Source organism: Vibrio sp. JC009 (genome assembly GCF_029016485.1).
GTDB lineage: Bacteria > Pseudomonadota > Gammaproteobacteria > Enterobacterales > Vibrionaceae > Vibrio.
Genome location: NZ_CP092106.1, coordinates 3098559 through 3120926 on the forward strand (window position 1 = coordinate 3098559; position 22368 = coordinate 3120926).

The following is a 22368-nucleotide window of genomic DNA, read 5'->3' on the forward strand; positions in this document are numbered from 1 at the left end:
TTTATAAAATGGATATTCAAACTTGGACGTTTATTCTTGTCGGCCTGTCGTTCTCGCTTTACATAGGCATTGCGATCTGGGCCCGCGCCGGCTCAACCAGTGAGTTCTACGTTGCCGGCGGCGGTGTACACCCGGTCGCTAACGGTATGGCAACCGCAGCGGACTGGATGTCAGCGGCATCATTTATCTCAATGGCAGGTATCATCTCGTTTATCGGTTACGATGGCGGGGTTTACCTGATGGGCTGGACCGGCGGTTACGTGCTGCTTGCTCTGTGTCTTGCGCCCTATCTGCGTAAATTTGGTAAGTTTACCGTGCCAGATTTTATCGGTGACCGCTACTACTCAAGAACCGCACGTATGGTAGCTGTGTTCTGTGCCATCTTCGTCTCCTTCACCTATGTTGCCGGCCAGATGCGCGGGGTGGGTGTGGTATTCGCCCGTTTCCTTGAGGTGGATATCAATATGGGCATCATCATTGGTATGGCGATCGTATTCTTCTACGCCGTTATGGGCGGTATGAAGGGGATCACCTATACTCAGGTAGCTCAGTACTGCGTACTTATTTTTGCCTTTATGGTTCCGGCTATCTTTACCTCTCTGATGATGACAGGCACTCCGGTACCTCAGCTTGGCTTTGGTTCAACCATGGCGGGTTCGGACACCTATCTGCTGGATAAGCTGGACGGACTGACCCAGGAGCTCGGCTTTACCGCCTATACCGACGGCTCCAAGAGCATGGTTGACGTCTTCTTTATCTGTGCGGCGCTTATGGTAGGTACTGCGGGACTTCCACACGTTATTATCCGCTTCTTTACGGTTCCTAAAGTATCCGATGCCCGCATCTCAGCAGGCTGGGCTCTGGTATTTATCGCATTCCTTTACACCACAGCACCTGCAGTTGCTGCATTTGCCCGGGTGAATATGATTGATACCATCAACGGCCCAGACATGAAAGGGGTAGCGGCTGCCGAGGCTCCAAGCTGGTATAAGAACTGGGAAAGCACAGGTCTGGTCGCATGGGAAGACAAGAACGGCGACGGCAAGATGTTCTATTCAGGCGATGGGCGCAATGAAATGAGCATCAACCGCGACATTATCGTACTGGCTTCACCTGAGCTGGCAAAACTGCCTAACTGGGTTGTGGCACTGCTGGCGGCCGGTGGTCTGGCTGCTGCACTGTCTACCGCTGCCGGTCTGCTTCTGGTTATCTCCACATCCATATCCCACGACCTGCTCAAGAAAGGGTTTAAACCGGATATGACAGATAAACAGGAACTCGCCGCTGCAAGGATAGGCGCCGCACTCGCCGTAATAGGTGCAGGTTATCTGGGTATCAATCCGCCGGGCTTTGTTGCCCAGGTAGTGGCATTCGCCTTTGGTCTGGCCGCCTCCTCCTTCTTCCCGGCAATTATTCTGGGCATCTTCTACAAGAAGATGAATAAAGAAGGCGCCATCGCCGGTATGATCTCAGGTATCCTATTTACTGCGGCTTACATTATCTACTTTAAGTTTGTAAACCCGGCAGCTAACTCAGCGGATAACTGGTGGTTCGGCATCAGCCCTGAAGGCATTGGTACACTGGGCATGTGCGTAAACTTCACCGTTTCTATCGTGGTGAACAAGTTTACCGCTGAAGTGCCGGACAATGTGCAGGATATGGTTGAATCTATCCGCTATCCGAAAGGAGCCGGAGCGGCGCATGATCACTAATTAAAGCTAAACCGGTGCACCTTTGCACCGGTTTAGAACCGCTCTCAATTTGAGAGGTTTTACCGGCTTGGCAATAAAACCAAAGCCATTGGATTTTATTCCGTCCTGTATATCTGCGTTTTTGTCTGCGCTGATAACGATCCCCTCAAATGAATTCCCCAGACGGAGACGGCACTGCTGCAACACCTCCAGCCCGGTTCTGTCGTTATCCAGCCGGTAATCAGAGAAAATCACATCCGGAAGCCACTCTCCTTCCAGACATTTCATACTCTGCACCAGATCCTGCGCTGTCTTAACCTCACATCCCCAGCGTTCAAGCAACTCGCGCATACCGGTCAGGATATCCGCCTCGTTGTCCACACAGAGCACCTTCAGATGTTGCAGCGTATCCGTCGCTGCAGGCTGAGATGCGACAACCAAATCCGGTTCCGCCTTCTCGCTCCGGTTTACCGTAATGGAGAATACGGAGCCTTCATCCGGCCAGGATCTCAGACCGATTTCATGCTTCAGTACTCTGGCGATCCCCTGAGAAATAGCAAGGCCGATACCCAGCCCCTGAGAGATATGATTCACATCCCCGCGGGTAAACTCTTCAAAAATCTGCTCCTGCTTATCCGGAGCGATACCAATACCGTTATCCCAGACTTCAATACGAACCTTACCGTTAACCCTTCTGGCTCCCAGCAACACTTTTCCTGCCGGGTTATACCTGAAGGCATTGGTCAGAAAGTTCTGCAGCACTCTCCGGAGCAGCTTAGCATCAGACTCAATCACCAAATCAGAGGGGATGGTTTTAAACTCCACCTGCTGACTTTTTGCCAGCGCACCAAATTCCGCGCTCAGGTTGTCCAGCACATCGTTAAGTTTAAAGCGGCGTACATTAACCTCCAGCTTTCCTGACTCCAGCCTGGAGATATCAAGCAGGTCACCAATTAAATCTTCCACCGCCCCCAAAGCACTTTCAATATGGGAAGAGAGCCTTTTAGTTTCCGCATCTTTTGCCGTTTCGGTAAGAGAAGAAGAAAACAGCCGGGCAGCATTCAGAGGCTGCATAAGATCATGGCTGACCGCAGCAAGAAAACGTGATTTAGACTGTGATTCACTGGCGGCTTTGGTGGTCGCGCTAACCAGACGTTTGTTCAGCTCTTCCAGCTCTTTAGTCCGCTCTTTTACCCGGCTTTCCAGGTTTTCATTGGCCTCCTTCAGTGCCTGCTCTGCCAGCCTGAACGCTGTGATATCAGTAAAGCTCATAACAAAACCACCGCCCGGCATAGGATTTCCCTGCACCTCAATATGCCTGCCATCGGGGTAAACTCTGGATGAGGTATGCATAGTGCCCTGCTCCAGATGGTAGATCCGCTTGCGCACATGCTCTTCGGGATCACCCGGACCACACAGCCCTATCTCCGCGTTATGGCGAATCACATCGGCGATCGGCCTGCCCACCTGAATAAGTCCGGGAGGAAACTCAAACAGCTCAAGATAGCGCTGGTTCCAGGCCACCAGCCTTAACTGCCGGTCCACCACGGTAATTCCCTGGCTGATATGCTCAATCGCCCCCTGCAGCAGACCACGGCTAAAGTCATACAGCTCAGAGGCTTCATCCACTATGGTTGCCACTTCTTCAAGCTGCATCTTCTTGCCCTGAAGCGCAGAAGTAAGTACTAACTTTGCAGATGAAGCGCCAAACACACCGGCAAGTACCCGCTCTGTATGGCGGATCAGTGAAGAGGGCGCCTGTTGATTGGGCAGAAGCGTCTGCTTTTGCTGACGCCAGAAATGGTTAAAGGCATTGCGGGTCCGGGTTGTGCCGACAAAGCGCGAGGCCAGCATTTCCAGCTCTTCCACAGTTACCCTGCTCTGATACAGGCTGACATTATCACTTTCAGGCAACGGAGCTCCCACGAAAGCAGCCGCTTGTAAGCGCTCACTCAGGCTGGGACGGGTAAAGAGTGAAACCAGAAAATAACCACCAAAGTTCACTATTCCACTTAAAGCCATCCCCCAGTCAGCCGATGACATATTCCAGCTGGCAAAGGGCTCCGGAGGATAGGTTATCCAGAGAAGAAAATTGGTCTCCTCAGTACCAGCCAGCATGCCGGTCTGATCCATCAAGGTAATCAGCCAGACTGCAAAGCCCAGCAGCATGCCGACATAAACGCCCTTTTTATTTCCGCTCCGCCAGTACAGACCGCCGATCAGCGCAGGCGCAAACTGAGCAATAGCCGCAAAGGAAAGCAGGCCGATTACCGAAAGCGACGGAATGGTATCCAGCACCAGATAGAAACCCCAGGCTGCAAACAAAATCACCAGAATCAGCACTCTGCGGACATTCAACAGTAAACCCGAAATATGCTTATGCCCCTGAGACAGGCGAAGCCGCCGAAGCAAAAGCGGCAGCACCAGATCGTTAGAAGCCATAATAGCCAGGGCAATGGTAGACACAATAACCATACCGCTGGCAGCGGAAGTGCCCCCCAAAAAAGCCAGCAAGGCAATATCATTGGCACCGAAAGAAAGAGGCAGACTAATCACATAGGTATCTGCAGAACTGCCGGAAAGCAGACTCTGCCCGACCCAGGCGATGGGAAGAACAAACAGCCCCATCAGAATCAGATATCCGGGAAAGACTTTCCGGGCCACATGCAGATCCTGAGCCCGCTCATTTTCAACCACCATGGTATGAAACTGTCTCGGAAGACAGATAATCGCCGCCATGGTCAGCAGGGTATGCACAATAAGGCTTGGGATATTCGGATGCTGATAGGTTTCCTGCGCCATACTCAGCAAATTGACTTCGCTGTGACTTACCGCCAGATAAAGGATAAACAGCCCCACCATCAGAAAGGCTGCCAGCTTGATAATGGACTCAAAAGCCACCGCCATCATCATGCCTCTGTGGTGCTCTGTGGTATCAATATGCCTGGTGCCAAACAGCATGGTAAAGCCCGCCAGCGCACCGACCACAAACCAGGAAACAATCGTATCGCCGTAGCCGGACTGCATATTAAGATCGGGCAGAAGAATATTCAGCCCCATGGTAATGCCACGAAACTGCAGGGCGATATAGGGCAGAATGCCGATAACGGCGATAAGAGTGACTAAAACGGCCACCCCCTGCGATTTACCGTAACGGGCTGCAATAAAGTCGGCAATGGAGGTGATATGCTCCCGCCTGGCAATCAGTATCAGCCGGGCCAGTACGCGCCAGCCAAAGACAAAAACCAGGATCGGGGCAATATAAACCGGCAGGAAAGACCAGGTATTACTGCTCGCCTGTCCCACGGTTCCGTAAAAGGTCCAGGAAGTGCAGTACACTGCGATGGACAGACTGTAAATCCAGGGCCGCCAGCGAGACAACCATCTGGTTTTCCTGTCTCCATACCAGGCAATTAAAAACAGTATCCCCAGATAGGCAAGAGATACCGGAATTACAATCCATCCCTGCATTCAGCATTTCCCTGCAAACAAAAAAGCCGTGGCTTAAGTGTAGGCAAAGAACTCAATAATTCAGAATGTTAGCTCTGAGTTTGTGGCTCCGGAGCGGTTTTTTTAGGCTCAACACGGATAAAGCAGGCCAGAATACCCATCGCCGCCATAAACCAGAAGACTCCGGCTCCCCACAGTTCATAACCCCAGCCGCTTAGCGTGGTCATCACCGCAATAACAGCGCCCATCGGAATGGCATTATAAAGCGCCTGAAGCGGCACCATCTGGTTAGCCGGTGCGCTCTGAATAAAGCGGATAGCGGCAAGGTGAGCAATTGCAAATGTAACGCCGTGCAGTAACTGGATAAGTACAAGCGCCCAGATTTCCGTGGTTCCCGCTGTCAGTCCCCACCGAACTGCACAGCCGATGGAGGCCACCAGGAACATGCTTCTCAGACTCCAGCCTGCAAAAAGGCGCTTACTGGTAGCAAATATAGTGATCTCTGCAATCACCCCTAAGCTCCAGAGATAGCCGATAATGTTTTCCGGATGCCCGGCAGATTTCCAGTAGATAGAGCTAAAGCTGTAATAAGCGGCATGACTGCCATGGATCAGAGAAATCAGAACCAGGAACCCAATCACTTCTCTGTTTTTCAGGATGGAGAGCAGCTTAGGTCTGCCCACTCCCGCATCACTTTCCGAAACAGGAAGCGGGTTTGGAGCCCGCATAGCCAGAAGAGTGCTGAGAAGCATACCGACAGCAGCGGTATAAACGATCATGTTGGAACCAAACTCTGCCACCAGATAACCAACGATTGTAGAACCGGCAATAAACGCAGCCGAGCCCCATAGGCGGGTACGGCCATAATCCAGCATTTTCATACGGGAATAGTAGTTCGCCACAGCATCAGACAGCGGGGTAATAGGTCCGAAGCAGATATTCAGCACCACAGTTGCCAGCGCCAGTAACCAGAGATTCCCTCCGGCAAACAGGTGGAACACGATAAACACCGCAGAAAGCAGACTAATCAGGCGCAGCGCCGGAAGAAGATGCTCAACCCTGTGAATTCTCGGCGTAATAACCAGGTTAGAAATACAACGGGTAGCAAATGCCAGCCCCAGCAGAAAACCGATATCCGAAGCAGACATGCCCTGCCCTTCAAACCACAATCCCCAAAACGGCAGATAGACACCATAGGCAAAAAAGAAGCCGATAAAATACTGGGAAATCCAGCCATAAGGAGTGGGGGAAAACATACGCTAGCCTGATTGTAGTAGAGAATTCGGGCGTATTATGCACGGTTTGGGGGAGGGAAAAAAGGGAACAATAATTTTACTTGGGGATCCTGTTTTTGGGGTTTTAAGCTTTCCCTTATAGCCCTCAAGGACGAAGTCCGTCCCCCTAGCCCCGTCCCCCCCCCAAAAAAAATCATTAGACCAAAGTCGTCTGGAGCTTCCCCATAAATTTGCCACACTTACCATCAGGTCTTCGATAAGAAAAAGTCAAAGCTATGCCTGACAAATTCAATATGCACTCCCCTCCCTTTGATCGTCTGTCTGATGAACAGCAACAGCATCTGCGAGCTTCGCTGGATGTGGCTTATTACCGGAGTAAAGATGTTCTGCTTAAGGCCGGTGATAGCAGTTCTCAGTTGCATATTTTGATGAAAGGTGCAGTAGAAGAGCGTTCTCCGGATGGCTCTGAGGTGTTTGCGCATTACGCTAATGACGATATGTTTGATGTGCGCTCGCAGTTTGAAGCACCGGCAAAGCACACCTATGTGGCGCTTGAAGATACCCTGTCTTATCTGCTGCCTAAAAACGTTTTTCTGGAACTCTACAATCAGAACGGTGAATTTGCCGCTTACTTTGACAACAACCTGGCAAGGCGTCAGGAGCTGATTGAAACTGCGCAGCAACAGCAGAATCTGGCTGAGTTTATTCTGACTAAGGTAGACAAATCCATCTATCATCCCCCCTTACTTTTATCACCAGATATGACGCTTGTTGAGGTAACCCGGTTACTGAAAGAAAAAGGCAACGACGCCGCTCTGGTGCAACTTGGCGAAGATGACCCTAAACTCGCCGAAAAGCCCAATGAGCACCCATACGGAATCATCACCCGGACCAATATGCTCCATGCTGTCATGCTGGATGGCCTCCCTCTGGATACCCGAATCAGTGAGATTGCCACATTCCCGGTTCTGCATGTGGATGACGGTGACTTTCTGTTTAACGCCATGATTAACATGACCAAAAACAAGATGAAGCGGGTGATGGTCTGCGAGGGAAATCAGGCTGTGGGTATGCTGGATATGACCCAGATTCTGAGTGCTTTCTCCACTCACTCCCACGTTCTGACCCTGAGTATTGCCCGGGCAACCACGGTCGATGAACTGGCACTGGCCGCAAACCGGCAGCGAAAACTGGTGGAAGGGCTGCTGAACAACGGTATCCGCACCCGCTTTATTATGGAGCTGATATCCGCGGTGAATGAACAGATTATAGAAAAAGCCTTTGAGCTGGTGATCCCACCGCTACTTCATAATGAGCTTTGTCTGATTGTTCTCGGCTCAGAAGGCCGGGGAGAACAGATCCTGAAAACCGATCAGGACAACGCCCTGATCCTGCGCGATGGCTTTCAGTGGCCGGATCATCGCCCGGTACTGGATATCTTTACCCATACTCTGCAACAGCTTGGTTATCCGCTTTGTCCGGGCAAAGTCATGGTGAACAACCCCGAGTGGGTGCAAAGCTCATCAGAATGGAAACAGACCATAACCGAATGGGTAGACTCAGCCGGACCTGAACAGGTAATGAAGCTGGCGATCGTTTCTGACGCTCACGCGGTTGCGGGTAATAAGGCCTTACTTGCCCCCATAAAACAGCACTTAACCCATTTAATGACCGACAAAGAGGTCATTCTGACCGAATTTACCCGCCCGGCTCTCAATTTCTCCACCCCTCTGACTCTGTTTGGCAATGTGAAATCTTCCAAAGAAGGAGTCGATCTGAAACAGGGAGGTATCTTTCCCATTGTGCATGGCATAAGGGCGCTAAGTCTGGAGTACGCCATTGAGCCCAACAACACCTTTGAACGGATTGAAGCTCTGTTTAAAAGAAAGGTTCTGGAGAAAGAGACCGCAGATAACCTGTCTGAGGCATTAAAGCTGTTCTTTAAACTCCGGTTGGCACAGCAGTTATCGCAGCAGCACAGCAATAACCTGATTGATCTTAAGTTGCTGGAACGGGCGGAAAGGGATCTGCTCAGGCATAGTCTGCATGTGGTTAAGAAGTTTAAGCAGTGGCTTGGGTATCATTATCAGGTTAGGGAATAAGGTTATGGGGTTATGGGGTTATGGGGTTATGGGGTTATGGGGTTATGGGGTTATGGGGTTATGGGGTTATGGGGTTATGGGGTTATGGGGTTATGGGGAGTGTTTTGCTCTGGCTCTTTGAAGGCAAGTGAAAAATGAATTTTTTACAGCGAATTTGGTGGTATTACCGGTTGAAGGGATCTTCCTATCGCCATCTTTTTGCTGCCTGTAAGCACAGGGAATTTGTGTCGCTGGATTGTGAGACTACCAGCCTGAATCCTCAGAGGGCGGAATTAGTGACGATTGCGGCCACTAAGATTGTAGACAATCGTATAATAACCAGTCAGCCTTTTTACGTGCGGTTAAGAGCACCTCAGTCGCTGGACTCAGGGTCGGTTCGGATCCACCGAATCCGGCATCAGGACCTGGTGGACGGAATATCGGAAAAGGAAGCCATAGCCGCCCTTCTTGAATTTATCGGTAACCGGCCTCTGGTTGGTTATCATATCCGCTATGACAAAACCATTTTAGATATCGCCTGCCAGAAACATTTCGGTTTTCCTTTGCCCAACAGGCTGGTTGAAGTCAGCCATATCTACCACGAACGCCTTGAAAGGCACCTCCCCAACGCCTATTTCGACCTCAGCCTGGACGCCATCTGCAAACATCTGGAACTCCCCCCGCAAGAAGACAAACACGACGCCTTACAGGATGCGATATCTGCGGCAATGGTCTATGTGCGCCTGAAGTATGGGGACTTGCCGACACTGACTTCAGCGTACTTAAGATAAAAGCCCATGAGATCGAACTGGCTATGAAGCTAAAAGGAAAAACCCCCAGCCCCCATTAGGGCGAAGCCCGTCCCAGGGCCCAGGGCCCTTTTTATCCTAAAGTCTAATTGAGAAATCCCACATATTCCCCGACAGTTACCCCAACGGAATATTAATCTTGCTGAACGCACAAGGAGATGAGCAATGAGTGTGTATCCGGTAAAAGAGAGCATCAAAGCACAGGCACATGTTGATAACGAGACTTACCTTTCTATGTACCAGCAGTCTGTTACCGACCCTGCCGGTTTCTGGAGCGAGCATGGAAAGATTGTCGACTGGATTAAGCCTTTCACCCAGGTAAAAAACACCTCGTTTGATACCGGGCATATCGATATCCGCTGGTTTGAAGACGGGACTCTGAATGTATCGGCAAACTGTATTGACCGTCACCTTGCCGATAAGGGTGATCAGGTTGCCATCATCTGGGAAGGTGATGACCCGAACGATGATAAAACGCTGACCTTTAACGAACTGCATCAGCAGGTGTGCCGGTTCTCCAATGCCCTGAAAGAAAATGGCGTGCGTAAAGGTGATGTGGTCTGTCTGTATATGCCGATGGTGCCTGAAGCAGCAGTTGCTATGCTGGCCTGTACCCGGATTGGCGCTGTGCACACTGTGGTATTCGGAGGCTTCTCTCCGGAAGCACTTTCCGGCCGGATTATTGATTCCGACGCTAAAGTGGTGATTACCGCAGACGAAGGCGTTCGCGGTGGCCGCGCAGTTCCGTTGAAGAAAAATGTTGATGAGGCCCTGACTAACCCCAACGTTAAGACCATCGAAAAAGTGATGGTTCTTAAGCGCACCGGCGGTGATATTGACTGGCACGATCACCGTGATGTCTGGTGGCATGAAGCTACAGAAAATATGTCTGATCACTGCCCGCCGGAAGAGATGAACGCGGAAGACCCGCTGTTTATCCTTTATACATCGGGTTCTACCGGCAAGCCTAAAGGCGTACTGCATACAACCGGTGGCTATCTGGTTTATGCCACCATGACCTTTAAGTATGTATTTGACTATCAGCCCGGTGAGACATTCTGGTGTACCGCCGATGTTGGCTGGATTACCGGCCACTCCTATCTGATTTACGGACCACTTTCAAACGGAGCAAAGACCATACTTTTCGAAGGTGTGCCTAATTATCCTTCCACCAGCCGGATGAGTGAAGTGGTCGATAAGCACCAGGTTAATATTCTCTACACAGCGCCAACGGCTATTCGCGCCCTGATGGCGAAAGGGGATGAAGCGGTTGAGGGAACAAGCCGTGACAGCCTGCGTATTATGGGCTCGGTAGGTGAGCCTATTAACCCTGAAGCCTGGGAGTGGTACTACAAAACCATAGGCAACGAGAAATCCCCGATTGTGGATACCTGGTGGCAGACAGAAACCGGCGGCATTCTGATCACCCCGCTACCGGGCGCCACAACGCTGAAGCCGGGTTCTGCAACCCGTCCGTTTTTCGGTGTGCAGCCAGCACTGGTGGACAATATGGGCAACATTATCGAAGAGACAGCGGCCGAAGGTAATCTGGTCATTCTGGATTCTTGGCCGGGCCAGATGCGAACGGTTTACGGAGACCACGACCGCTTTGAGCAAACCTATTTCTCCACATTTATCGGTACCTATTTCACCGGTGACGGTGCCCGCCGTGATGAAGACGGCTACTACTGGATAACCGGCCGTGTGGATGATGTGCTTAACGTTTCCGGTCACCGTATGGGTACCGCAGAGATCGAATCGGCTCTGGTAGCCTTTGATAAAATAGCAGAAGCGGCAATTGTGGGTATTCCGCACGATATCAAAGGTCAGGCTATCTACGCCTACATCACCCTGAATGCCGGTGAGTACCCGAGTGCCGAACTGCACAAAGAGGTGAAAGACTGGGTGAGAAAAGAGATAGGCCCGATTGCCACGCCCGATGTGCTGCACTGGACTGACTCTTTACCTAAGACCCGCTCAGGTAAGATCATGCGCCGGATCCTGCGTAAGATCGCCACCGGAGATACCGGCAACTTAGGAGATACTTCCACTCTGGCAGACCCAAGTGTTGTTGATAAGCTTATCGCCGAAAAAGCAGAGATGGCGTAAAGTTACCGTCTAAAGCATAAAAAGCGCGGCTATCCCCTACTTAGCTGCGCTTTTTCTTCTCCGCGAAAAACCTGAACTTTAATAAATAGATCACCTTTCTCCCATAGATTTAACTCTATGTTGACGTAAAAAATGTTAACCCGGTTACAATTTGCGCCGCCTTATCAAGGAGATTAGACCAGTAATTTGCTGCGATTTGCTGTGAATTGTCTATAATTGTGTCTTAAAGTGAATTGTGGGGACTTTTTTACTGGAAAAATGCCCTAAAAATTCAAATAATGATCGGCAATTTCATTTAAAACCAACTTATAGGAAGATGACCTCAAGATGCCTGCAAAATTACGCATTCTTCTCCTAAACGGTCCAAATCTTAATCTACTGGGTGTACGTGAACCCGGTCATTATGGCTCTCAGACTCTTGATCAAATTGTTAACAACCTGGTTGAACAAGCGAATCAAGCCGACGTTGAACTGACACACCTGCAGTCCAACCGCGAATATGAGCTTCTGGAAGCAATTCACAGTGCGCACGGAAACACTGATTTTATCATTATCAATCCGGCCGCCTTTACCCACACCAGCGTTGCTCTTCGTGATGCGCTGCTGGGTGTTGCCATCCCGTTTATTGAAGTGCACCTGTCCAATGTTCACGCACGTGAACCTTTCCGCCACCACTCTTATCTTTCCGATAAAGCCGTAGGTGTGATTTGCGGGCTGGGTGCCCAGGGTTACGAATTTGCTCTGAACGCAGCAATTAAGCAGCTGCGTTCAGAATCTTAACGAACTTTATTCACTTCACTCTGTCTTAGAGTGCAAGTCCCAAACTAAAGAGAAAGAAAAATGGATATCCGTAAAATTAAAAAGCTTATCGAGTTAGTAGAAGAATCTGGCATCGCGGAACTAGAGATCTCTGAAGGTGAAGAATCTGTACGCATCAGCCGCGCGGGAACTGCTCCTGTTGCTGCACCAGTTCATTACGCTGCTGCTCCTGCACCTGTAGCCGCTCCTGCTCCGGCAGCACCTGCTGCAACTGAAGCTCCTGCACAAGCAGCCGCTGCGGAAGCTGAAATCGCTGGTCACAAAGTTCTTTCTCCAATGGTAGGTACTTTCTACCGTTCACCAAGCCCTGAAGCGAAATCATTTATCGAAGTAGGCCAGTCTGTAAATGTTGGCGATACTCTGTGCATCGTTGAAGCAATGAAGATGATGAACCAGATCGAAGCAGATAAGTCTGGTGTGGTTAAGGCAATCCTAGTAGAAGATGGTCAGCCAGTAGAATTCGATCAGCCACTTGTTGTTATCGAATAATTGAGGCGGACACTATGTTAGATAAACTAGTCATCGCGAACCGAGGTGAAATTGCACTTCGTATCCTTCGCGCATGTAAAGAGCTTGGCATCAAAACTGTGGCCGTACACTCTACTGCTGACGCAGACCTGAAGCACGTACTGCTTGCCGATGAGTCTATCTGTATCGGTCCAGCTAGCGGCCTTGAAAGCTACCTGAACATTCCTCGCATCATCTCTGCTGCTGAGGTAACCGGTGCTATCGCTATCCACCCTGGCTACGGCTTCCTGTCTGAAAACGCAGACTTTGCTGAGCAAGTTGAGCGCAGCGGCTTTATCTTTGTTGGCCCTAAAGCAGACACCATCCGCATGATGGGTGACAAGGTTTCAGCTATCACAGCAATGAAGAAAGCGGGCGTTCCGTGTGTACCTGGTTCTGACGGTCCTCTGGACGACGATGGTGAGAAAAACAAAGCACATGCTAAGCGTATCGGCTACCCGGTAATCATCAAGGCTTCCGGTGGCGGTGGCGGCCGTGGTATGCGTGTTGTACGCAAAGAAGAAGACCTGGTTGAAGCGATCGCTATGACCCGTGCAGAAGCAAAAGGCGCGTTCAACAACGATATGGTTTACATGGAAAAATTCCTTGAAAACCCTCGTCACGTTGAAGTTCAGGTTATTGCTGATGGTCAGGGCGGCGCTATCCACCTTGGTGAGCGCGACTGTTCTATGCAGCGTCGTCACCAGAAGGTCGTTGAGGAAGCTCCGGCACCTGGCATTACTGCTGAGATGCGTAAGTACATCGGTGAACGCTGTACCCGCGCATGTCTGGAAATCGGCTACCGTGGCGCCGGTACTTTTGAATTCCTGTATGAAAACGGCGAGTTCTACTTTATCGAGATGAACACCCGTATTCAGGTTGAACACCCTGTAACTGAAATGGTAACCGGCGTTGACCTGATCAAAGAGCAGCTTCGCGTTGCAGCAGGCCAGCCACTATCTTTCACTCAGGATGATATCAAGCTGCGCGGTCACGCTATCGAGTGTCGTATTAACGCTGAAGATCCGGTTCGCTTCCTGCCTTGTCCGGGCAAGATCGAGCGTTTCCATGCACCGGGTGGTATGGGTATCCGCTGGGAATCTCATATCTACACAGGTTACACAGTACCGCCTCACTACGACTCAATGGTAGGCAAGCTGATCACCTTCGGTGAAAACCGCGATGTTGCGATTGCGCGCATGAAGAACGCACTTGGCGAGATGATCATTGAAGGCATCAAGACCAACGTTCCTCTTCAGCAGGACATCATGAACGATGAAAACTTCCAGCACGGTGGCGCAAATATCCACTATCTGGAGAAGAAGCTTGGGCTTCAGTAATCGCTCACTGAGCAAATGTGATTTAGGGGAAGCTTCGGCTTCCCTTTTTATTAACTTAATTTCTGCTAAACTTCACCGCAAATTCCACTAACCAAACCGAGTATTCCCATGCCCTGGATTCAAATCAAACTTAATGCAACTGACACCAACGCAGAACAGATCGGCGATATGCTGATGGAAGAGACCGGAGCACTTTCCGTTACTTTTCTGGACGCAAAAGACACGCCTGTATTTGAACCTCTTCCGGGCGAAACCCGTCTTTGGGGTGAAACGGATATTCTGGCTCTATACGATGCAGAAGCGGATACCTCGTTTATTCTTGACCAGGTTAAAGCATCCAACATGCTGGAAGAAGGTTTTGCCTACAAAATTGAGCAGCTTGAAGACAAGGACTGGGAACGCGAGTGGATGGAAAACTTCCACCCTATGAAGTTTGGTGAAAGACTGTGGGTTTGCCCAAGCTGGCGTGAAATTCCAGAGCCGGATGCAGTAAATGTAATGCTTGATCCTGGCCTGGCATTTGGTACCGGCACCCACCCTACTACCTCCCTGTGCCTTGAATGGCTGGAAGGCTTGGATCTGAACGGCAAAACCGTTATCGATTTTGGTTGCGGCTCCGGCATTCTGGCTATCGCAGCAATCAAACTGGGCGCGTCTAAGGTTATCGGTATCGATATCGACCCGCAGGCCATTATCGCCTCTAAAGCGAATGCAGAACGTAATGGTGTTGCCGACCAGCTAGAGCTGTTCCTGCCGCAGGACCAGCCTGAAGGGCTGATTGCTGACGTAGTGGTAGCAAACATCCTTGCAGGGCCTCTGCGCGAGCTCTCAGGCGTAATTAAAGGCCTGATTAAGCCAGAGGGCTTGCTGGCAATGTCCGGCGTGTTAGATACGCAGGCAGAAGACGTAGCCAGCTACTACCGGGATGAACTCAATGTTGAGCCGATTGTCGAAATGCAAGAATGGTGTCGCATTGCAGGGCAAAAGAAGGCATAAATCACGTTTTACTCGCGATAATTGCCTGAAAAACCAACGTTTTCACCAATAAAATTGTAAATGGTTAAAATTTAGACTTTTCAGGCATCAAAAAAATGCGTAAAATGCGCGCCCTTGCTGGTGTACAACTGTAATTGATGTTTTGAAGATCGGAAACTACCAACTAAAGAACAATCTTATCGTCGCTCCCATGGCCGGAGTAACGGACAGACCATTCCGAGAGTTATGTCTCCGGTATGGTGCGGGCATGGCCGTCAGTGAAATGATGTCGTCAAACCCTCGCCTGTGGAATACATCAAAGTCCCAACAGCGCATGGTACATGAGGGCGAATCGGGCATTCGCTCTGTACAGATTGCGGGAGCAGATCCCCAGCTAATGGCAGAAGCCGCTCAGTTTAGTGTTGAAAACGGTGCTCAAATCATCGATATCAACATGGGCTGCCCTGCCAAAAAAGTGAATAAAAAACTGGCCGGCTCGGCACTGCTTCAGTACCCGGAAATCATTAAAGAGATTCTGACAGCGGTAGTGAATGCAGTCGATGTCCCTGTGACTCTGAAAACCCGTACTGGCTGGAACACAGACAATAAAAACTGTGTTGAAATCGCTAAATTAGCCGAAGATTGTGGCATTCAGGCTCTGGCGCTCCACGGGCGCACAAAAGCTTGTATGTACAAAGGAGAGGCAGAATACGACAGCATTAAAGCGGTTAAGGAAGCTATTTCCATCCCTGTTATCGCCAACGGCGACATCGACAGCCCGGAAAAAGCAAAACATGTGCTGGATTATACCGGTGCAGACGCTTTAATGATTGGACGTCCGGCCCAGGGTCGTCCATGGATTTTTAAGGAAATCCAACATTATTTGGAAAACGGTAAAACGATGCCGGAACTTCCCGCTGAGGAAGTGAAAGCCATTTTACTTGGTCACGTTCACGAACTTCACCAGTTTTACGGTGAGTATTTAGGCCCTCGCATTGCCCGTAAGCATGTGGGTTGGTACCTGAAAGAACACGAGCAGGCAAATGAGTTTCGCCGTACCTTCAACGCCATCGAAGCAGCTAACGAGCAGCTGGATGTGCTGGAAGGTTACTTTGACAAAATTGCATCATAAATAGAGAAGAGCTAGACCGAATATGTTCGAACAAAATCTGACTTCCGAACCACTAACAGTTACAACTGTTACATCTCAAGATCAAATCACTCAGAAGCCTCTACGTGACTCAGTAAAAGCTTCTCTTAAGAACTATCTTGCGCAATTAAATGGTCAGGACGTCAACGACCTGTACGAACTAGTATTGGCTGAAGTTGAACAACCACTACTAGACACCATCATGCAGTACACTCGCGGCAACCAGACCCGCGCAGCAAACATGATGGGTATCAACCGCGGTACTCTTCGTAAGAAGCTTAAGAAATACGGCATGAACTAATTAATTTTAGTTAAGCCTATGATTTAAAAGCCCAAGCAATTAGATTGCTTGGGCTTTTTTGTTTATACATTGCACACCAAAGAATTAAATTCTTAAGTTTTTCCTTTTCGACGTCGCATGTAAAACTTTTCTGGTGGTCTCAGTATTGCACTATCAAATCAATGGCATAAAATCTCTTTGAACAACGGAATTTAGGAAGTCAGATGAACTTTACCATTCAAGATATTATCGACCTACAAACTCTCGCAGAATCTGCTGAAGTAGAGTTTAAACTCGCTGGCGGTAAGAGTGGTAAGGGTCAACTTCCTAAAGATTTCTGGCCTACTTACTCTGCGATGGCTAATGGCCGTGGTGGCTGGGTTATTCTTGGTGTAAAAGAGAAAGACCGTCACTTTACTCCTGTTGGCGTCACTGATATTGAGAAGGTTAAAATAGACCTGTTTAATCAGCTTAGTGACCGAGATAGAGTCAGCATTAACCTTCTGGCTGATAAAGACGTTCAGACTGTCATAATGGATGGCAAAGAGGTGCTTGCTATCCATATTCCACCAGCAACCCGAAAGCAAAAACCAGTTTATATGGGCAAGAACCCGCTAGCTGGTAAAACCTATATCCGACTGCATGAAGGTGACAGAATCTGTGGCGATGAAACCGTTAAACGAATGCTTGCAGAACAGTTGCATGACTCCCGTGATAATGAAGTTTTATCTGAGCACTACAACTTTGATGAAGATATCGACCTAACCACTCTTAATGCATACCGTAACCTGCTGGCGGCTCACAACCCAGATCATCCATTTCTAGCTTCTGACCTATTTGATTTCTTTAAACAGATAGGTGGCTGGCGTACCGATAAAGAGACTGGCAAAAGAGGTATTACCCTTGCTGGTGTTTTAATGTTTGGTACATGGGATGCGATAACGTCTGCACGACCTAACTATTTTGTCGATTATCAGGAAAGACCGGAAGCCAAAACAGAACTTAGATGGATAGACAGGGTCTACTATGACGGAACCTGGTCCGGAAACCTGTTTGATTTCTACCGCAAGGTATACCAAAAACTGACCGCAGATCTAAAAGTCCCATTCAAACTGGAAGACGGACAAAGAAAAAATGATACTCCGGTACATATTGCTATTCGTGAAGCGCTGATAAACAGCCTTGTTCATGCCGATTTCTCTGATCGCCTCCCTATTCTTATTGTAAAGCGCCCTGACCTGTTTGGGTTCCGAAATCCGGGCCTTATGCGCATTCCATTAGAAGATGTTATCGCTGGTGGCCTCAGTGACTGTCGTAACCAGACTCTTCAGAAGATGTTTATGCTTATCGGTCTGAGCGAGCGTGCAGGCTCCGGCATCCCTAAAATCTATAGTGGCTGGAGTTACGCTAAATGGCGTAAACCTAAACTCTGGGAGCGCCCAGAACCAGCACAAACCATATTAGAACTGAGTACCGCTGGCCTGATACCAGAAGAAACGATGGATCGACTACATGATATTTTTGGCGATACTTTCTATAAGCTGGATGAACTAGAAACCAAGATTGTTGTTACCGCCGCTGTAGAAAACTGGGTAAACCATGAAAGAGCTTGTGAGCTAACTGAGCAGCATACTCGCGAAGTAACCCTTATTCTTCCAAGACTGGTAAATAAAGGCTTCTTAGTAGCAGCAGGTGAAGGTAAAAACAAGTACTACACTCTTCCCGGCGTTGATATTCCCACTCCCGATAAAGTATTTGTGGCCTCTGAGCTTCCAAAGCGTATCGCATCAAACGATGACAACATAACGCACAAATCATCGGACATAACGCAAAGCTCAACGATCATAACGCAAAGTGGAAAAAACATAACGCAAAGTTCAACGATCATAACGCAAAGTGACGAGCAACATAACGCAAACCGAGACGAGAATGGACGTCTAATAAGTAAGCACTTACCAAAGCCAGTTATTGATGACCTAAGCGCCCTATCTAAAGAGTTTTATACTCGACTAAAACTCGTAGCAGAACCAGCAAGAAAGAATAATTGGTTAGCCAAAGAGCAAATGAAAAAAATCATTGTTCAGCTCTGTGATGGTCATTTTATTGAAATAGCTCAACTAGCAACATTACTCGGCAGAACTAATCAAAATGTTCGCCAACATCATTTAAAAGCCTTGCTGGAAGAGAAAAAACTGGAATTAGCATTCCCCCAAACGCCAAGAACTAAACGGCAAGCCTATAGCAAAAAGGACAGCTAATAATATGACAGATGCAAAAAATTATTCCATCACCGTTAGAAAAGAGTCACTCGAAGGCGAGGAACCAGAATGCAATAGTGACGTAGAGTAATAATTGATTATTACTCTACTTTCTAAAAGCTCCGCAATGGTACCCTTAACGCTCAGCTCTCCTATACCTCTGCAACCGGCTAGTGGGCTTATCCGGTATCGTCATTTCAATAAGGCCGGCTTCCAGTGCTGGCTTCAGATAGAGCTCTCGGAATGACTTACGATCCCTCAGACCTAATTCAGCCTGGATCTCTTCGCGTAGCATCTCTCCTTCAATCACATTAAGTAACTGTTCGACTTGGGGGGTGACTTGAGGGGTGACTTGGGGGGTAACTCCGACTTCACCGAGATCTTGCAGTGCATCACGAATCATTTCCAGCATAAATTGGATAAAGGGTTCAGAGTCTGACTTTAATGTGCTTTGGTTTATAGCTTCATAGTAAGCCTGCTGATTATCATGGATAAAGCTCTCCACAGGAACGTTGGCGAACAGCGGGTTCCACTCCGACAATATCAGAGTCTGCCATAAGCGCCCCATCCGGCCATTGCCGTCTGAAAATGGGTGAATAAACTCAAACTCGTAGTGAAAGATACTGCTCTGAATCAGCGGATGACTATTGTCTGCTTCCAGCCAGCCAAACAGTTCGGACATCAGCATTGGCACTCGCTCCGCAGGCGGGGCCATATGTAGAACCTGTCCATCTTTAAATACGCCAACACCATCATTTCGGTATTGCCCAATCACAGGTTGCAAGCCAAGCATTAGTTTTTCATGAGCTTTTAAAAAGTCATTCTCTGATACAGGAGACCAATCTGTGAGATGTTCATATACCTCAATTGCGTTGTGTGCTTCCTGAATCTGCTTTCTTGGGGCAAGCACACGCTTACCATTGAGAAGCGCGGTGATCTGCTCTTGTGTAAGTTCATTACCCTCAATAGCTAATGACCCCTGAATGGTCCTGACCCGGTTTACCTTACGTAAGCGTACGTCATGTGAAAGTTCTTCAATTGCAGATAAGCGGCCAAGGAGTTCACTAACCTGCGCCACCAGCGACAAGATTTCATTAGATATTGTGTATGGAGGCTGATAGCTCATTGAGTCGCTTTCCTTGAATGAATAGTTCTTAGCACAATATCTTAACGTCAGCCCCGTATTCCGCAAGATGTAACCTCTCGTAACCGCATCTGCCCCCCCTTTTGACTGACAAAAGTACCATTTAACACCCGATCACTCGCAAAGACATATACCAAATGTTAAGAGTCCGTTGAAATCCGTTTTAAATCATTACGTCTTTCTTGATTAATCAGTTACAGGGAGTCGTTATGAAAAATTCAATGCGTATCAGTTTGATATCAGTCCTGCTCTTTGCCTGGGGGTGCTCAGATTCAGATGGTGGCAGTAATAACAACGGAGGGCAGCCTGTTACACCACCGCCACCGCCGGTTATCGTCCCGCCGCCTGTTGCCGATGGCGTTGTCACTGTTGAGTTTCCGGGGCTTTCCGCTGTCACTACGGCCTCAATTCTTACCGTAAGAGGCAGCGCCGACAAAAACGTCAGCAATATTGAAGTAAAAGGTGTTGCGGCCCAGGTGTTCGAAAGACCATCTGAAAACATCTGGATATCGGAAGTACCTCTTGAGTATGGTGAAAACCATCTCACGCTTAGCTACAGCACCAACGAGAAACAAAAGTCACTCACCCTGCGCCCGGTACAAAGGCTCAATGAATTTGCTCAGTCACCTGCGGTTATGACCAGAGCAGGCCAGACCCGGGAGACCTTTATATTCGACGACAGCACTCATAGCCTGTTAAAGCTGGATAACGATAACAAGATTAGCTTTGTCTATCAGTTCCGGGTTGAAAACGACCCTGATGCTAACCAGTCAAAGGATGAAGCGCACGAAGCAACGCCTTATGGGATGTGGGTGAATAAAGAGGCCAGCCATCTCTATTACACAACCCGCTTTAACGGCCAGTTTTATATCTGGGGGATGGACCTTGAAACAAACATACCCTATCAGATATTTGGCCCGGGCACGCACGGTTACCAGAATCTGCTCGTCAACAAGGCGTTTCCTCTTCTTTACCGGGAAAACGAAAATCAACTGATTATTGCCCATGGCGTCCCGGTGAACTCGATTACCGGTTTTGATCTGGATAGCGGGCAGCTTGTCGATTACAACATCAAAAAGCCCAGCTTCAGATATCTGTCTCTGGTCCAGAAAAGCAACGATGTTCTGCTTGCTCTGACAGAAACCCAAATAGGCACCAATGCATTCGGTGAGATAAACCTCAAACAGGGCTCGCTAATGCAATACACATATACTCCGGTCATTCAGGGGGCATGCCGTGCCTTCAACAATATGGACAAGTTTGCTTTTCATCATACCAGCGAGCACTTTGTTATTGCCAAGGCAAGCAGCCTGCTCAGCGATGATGTTATATGTGGTATTAATACTTCACCAACCATCTTCCGCCCGGTAACAGGATACTTTGATGAGTACCCTGATTCTGGAATTAATAGCGACTATATGAGCATTGCTGGTAACAACCTCTATTTTGGCGGAACGGATAAAAACAGTTACCGTATTAACCATTATGCTCTCAGCACTACATTTCCCAACGGAAAGGCGAACCGGACGCAAATAGGTGATTTGATCTCAGCCGGTAATTCAGAAATTGCTCCCCACACTGCCAGAGAAGTGCTTTACGATCAGAAAGCCAACAAACTCTACTGGGTAATAAAGCAGAGTAAGAACAGCTCTCTGGGGCAAATTCAGGTGCTGGATATCGCCAGCGGTGAATGGTCGCACCTTGGAGATTACGCCTACAAAAGCTTTAAGGGGGCAGAACTTAACCCTGAAGATAACTCGATCTATATCGTGAATGACGATCTGACGAGCGATGATGCATTAATAAAAATTGATCTTGAAACAGGCCGGGACGAAGTCGTTATTGGTGCCGTAGAAAAGGCAACTCTTGCCAAGCCCGATTTTACTATTGTGGCTTCGGCTATTAACCCGGAAAAACAGGTTATCTATCTTGCGCGTAAGGTCCATGGACGTTACCTGAACCCGGGGCAATATCCTTTTAGCCTTCTGGCTTATGAGATTTCATCAGGTGAGCTTAGCGAACTTGTTCCGGTAAGCCGCAGACCGGTATCTGTCGGTTATGAGATGGCCTTTGACCCTCAGGGTAACCGGGTTCTGTTCTACGATGACCACTCAGGCACTGAGTATCAGATTCGGGCTATCAATGTTGATACCGGTGAAATAAGCACTCTGAGCCAGGAAAAAACTATGGATGGCCCGGACATTTATAACTCACGGGATCATATAATTGACTCTGAGCACAATCAGTTGCTCTCGCTATCTCAGGAGCATGAATCTATTTATGCCGTTGATTTAAACACGGGCATACGAACAATGGTTAGCGGAGAAGAACCGGAGTCAGGCCCCGTATTTATCAGGCCGACCGGTATAGACCTTATCGGTAAACAGAATATCGCTGTGGTAGCTGATGAGGAGATTAACGCTTTGTACTGGGTAGACCTGCTAACCCGGGAGCGCGTTATTATTCAGCGCTAACATCTGCTGATTTTATTTAAACCTGCGGGGCAACTGAAGCTGCCCC

15 protein-coding genes are annotated in these 22368 nt (G+C 48.8%); 12 read left to right on the forward strand and 3 right to left on the reverse strand.

Annotated features, from left to right (window positions below):
• Positions 1-8 precede the first annotated feature (8 nt).
• Entirely contained in the window at positions 9-1712 is a 1704-nt protein-coding gene (locus tag L3Q72_RS13840; RefSeq protein WP_275130501.1) for a sodium:solute symporter family protein, read from the forward strand.
• 6 nt (positions 1713-1718) lie between these two features.
• Here the strand turns inward: L3Q72_RS13840 and L3Q72_RS13845 are convergent, their stop codons facing one another.
• The gene (locus tag L3Q72_RS13845; protein WP_275130502.1) at positions 1719-5162 is read right to left on the reverse strand and encodes a PAS domain-containing hybrid sensor histidine kinase/response regulator; all 3444 of its coding nucleotides are present in this window, start codon (positions 5160-5162) and stop codon (positions 1719-1721) included.
• A 68-nt stretch (positions 5163-5230) separates the two neighbouring features.
• On the reverse strand, positions 5231-6397 hold the full coding sequence (locus tag L3Q72_RS13850; protein ID WP_275130503.1) for a 3-phenylpropionate MFS transporter: 1167 nt from the start codon (positions 6395-6397) through the stop codon (positions 5231-5233).
• Between the two features lie 254 nt (positions 6398-6651).
• Between L3Q72_RS13850 and L3Q72_RS13855 the strand changes: the two genes are divergently transcribed.
• The 10 genes from L3Q72_RS13855 to L3Q72_RS13900 all read left to right on the forward strand — a co-directional run bounded on the left by L3Q72_RS13855 (position 6652) and on the right by L3Q72_RS13900 (position 18704).
• Positions 6652-8478 (forward strand): DUF294 nucleotidyltransferase-like domain-containing protein, encoded by a 1827-nt coding sequence (locus L3Q72_RS13855; RefSeq protein ID WP_275130504.1) that lies wholly within the window; start codon positions 6652-6654, stop codon positions 8476-8478.
• Between the two features lie 134 nt (positions 8479-8612).
• Positions 8613-9248, forward strand: coding sequence for a 3'-5' exonuclease (locus tag L3Q72_RS13860; RefSeq protein ID WP_275130505.1), 636 nt, complete (start codon positions 8613-8615; stop codon positions 9246-9248).
• Between the two features lie 183 nt (positions 9249-9431).
• A complete protein-coding gene (acs, locus tag L3Q72_RS13865; RefSeq protein WP_275130506.1) occupies positions 9432-11375 on the forward strand; it encodes an acetate--CoA ligase in 1944 nt (647 codons plus the stop codon).
• Between the two features lie 327 nt (positions 11376-11702).
• Positions 11703-12155 carry a type II 3-dehydroquinate dehydratase gene (gene aroQ / locus L3Q72_RS13870; protein WP_275130507.1) on the forward strand — a complete coding sequence of 151 codons (453 nt, stop codon included), beginning with the start codon at positions 11703-11705 and terminating at the stop codon, positions 12153-12155.
• A 60-nt stretch (positions 12156-12215) separates the two neighbouring features.
• A complete protein-coding gene (gene accB, locus L3Q72_RS13875) occupies positions 12216-12683 on the forward strand; it encodes an acetyl-CoA carboxylase biotin carboxyl carrier protein (RefSeq protein WP_275130508.1) in 468 nt (155 codons plus the stop codon).
• A gap of 14 nt (positions 12684-12697) precedes the next feature.
• Complete coding sequence (accC, locus tag L3Q72_RS13880; protein ID WP_275130509.1) at positions 12698-14041, forward strand: acetyl-CoA carboxylase biotin carboxylase subunit; 1344 nt, start codon at positions 12698-12700, stop codon at positions 14039-14041.
• Positions 14042-14149: 108 nt separating this feature from the next.
• Complete coding sequence (prmA, locus tag L3Q72_RS13885; RefSeq protein WP_275130510.1) at positions 14150-15037, forward strand: 50S ribosomal protein L11 methyltransferase; 888 nt, start codon at positions 14150-14152, stop codon at positions 15035-15037.
• A gap of 142 nt (positions 15038-15179) precedes the next feature.
• Positions 15180-16148 carry a tRNA dihydrouridine synthase DusB gene (dusB, locus tag L3Q72_RS13890; RefSeq protein ID WP_275130511.1) on the forward strand — a complete coding sequence of 323 codons (969 nt, stop codon included), beginning with the start codon at positions 15180-15182 and terminating at the stop codon, positions 16146-16148.
• Between the two features lie 22 nt (positions 16149-16170).
• Positions 16171-16467 (forward strand): DNA-binding transcriptional regulator Fis, encoded by a 297-nt coding sequence (gene fis / locus L3Q72_RS13895; protein WP_271696698.1) that lies wholly within the window; start codon positions 16171-16173, stop codon positions 16465-16467.
• 203 nt (positions 16468-16670) lie between these two features.
• The gene (locus tag L3Q72_RS13900) at positions 16671-18704 is read left to right on the forward strand and encodes an RNA-binding domain-containing protein (RefSeq protein ID WP_275130512.1); all 2034 of its coding nucleotides are present in this window, start codon (positions 16671-16673) and stop codon (positions 18702-18704) included.
• Positions 18705-18840: 136 nt separating this feature from the next.
• On the opposite strand, the gene L3Q72_RS13905 is transcribed toward L3Q72_RS13900, so the two are convergent.
• A complete protein-coding gene (locus tag L3Q72_RS13905; RefSeq protein ID WP_275130513.1) occupies positions 18841-19830 on the reverse strand; it encodes a Fic family protein in 990 nt (329 codons plus the stop codon).
• 227 nt (positions 19831-20057) lie between these two features.
• Between L3Q72_RS13905 and L3Q72_RS13910 the strand changes: the two genes are divergently transcribed.
• Positions 20058-22322: a hypothetical protein gene (locus L3Q72_RS13910; RefSeq protein WP_275130514.1), complete on the forward strand. Its 2265-nt coding sequence runs from the start codon at positions 20058-20060 to the stop codon at positions 22320-22322.
• Positions 22323-22368 lie beyond the last annotated feature (46 nt).

Bases quoted from the DNA above. Each gene is read 5' to 3' on its own strand.
- L3Q72_RS13850 (WP_275130503.1), bottom strand. From the start codon at position 6,397: ATGTTTTCCCCCACTCCTTATGGCTGGATTTCCCAGTATTTTATCGGC.
- L3Q72_RS13900 (WP_275130512.1), top strand. From the start codon at position 16,671: ATGAACTTTACCATTCAAGATATTATCGACCTACAAACTCTCGCAGAA.
- accB (WP_275130508.1), top strand. From the start codon at position 12,216: ATGGATATCCGTAAAATTAAAAAGCTTATCGAGTTAGTAGAAGAATCT.
- fis (WP_271696698.1), top strand. From the start codon at position 16,171: ATGTTCGAACAAAATCTGACTTCCGAACCACTAACAGTTACAACTGTT.
- L3Q72_RS13905 (WP_275130513.1), bottom strand. From the start codon at position 19,830: ATGAGCTATCAGCCTCCATACACAATATCTAATGAAATCTTGTCGCTG.
- L3Q72_RS13910 (WP_275130514.1), top strand. From the start codon at position 20,058: ATGAAAAATTCAATGCGTATCAGTTTGATATCAGTCCTGCTCTTTGCC.
- prmA (WP_275130510.1), top strand. From the start codon at position 14,150: ATGCCCTGGATTCAAATCAAACTTAATGCAACTGACACCAACGCAGAA.
- L3Q72_RS13855 (WP_275130504.1), top strand. From the start codon at position 6,652: ATGCCTGACAAATTCAATATGCACTCCCCTCCCTTTGATCGTCTGTCT.
- L3Q72_RS13860 (WP_275130505.1), top strand. From the start codon at position 8,613: ATGAATTTTTTACAGCGAATTTGGTGGTATTACCGGTTGAAGGGATCT.
- L3Q72_RS13845 (WP_275130502.1), bottom strand. From the start codon at position 5,162: ATGCAGGGATGGATTGTAATTCCGGTATCTCTTGCCTATCTGGGGATA.
- acs (WP_275130506.1), top strand. From the start codon at position 9,432: ATGAGTGTGTATCCGGTAAAAGAGAGCATCAAAGCACAGGCACATGTT.
- accC (WP_275130509.1), top strand. From the start codon at position 12,698: ATGTTAGATAAACTAGTCATCGCGAACCGAGGTGAAATTGCACTTCGT.
- L3Q72_RS13840 (WP_275130501.1), top strand. From the start codon at position 9: ATGGATATTCAAACTTGGACGTTTATTCTTGTCGGCCTGTCGTTCTCG.
- aroQ (WP_275130507.1), top strand. From the start codon at position 11,703: ATGCCTGCAAAATTACGCATTCTTCTCCTAAACGGTCCAAATCTTAAT.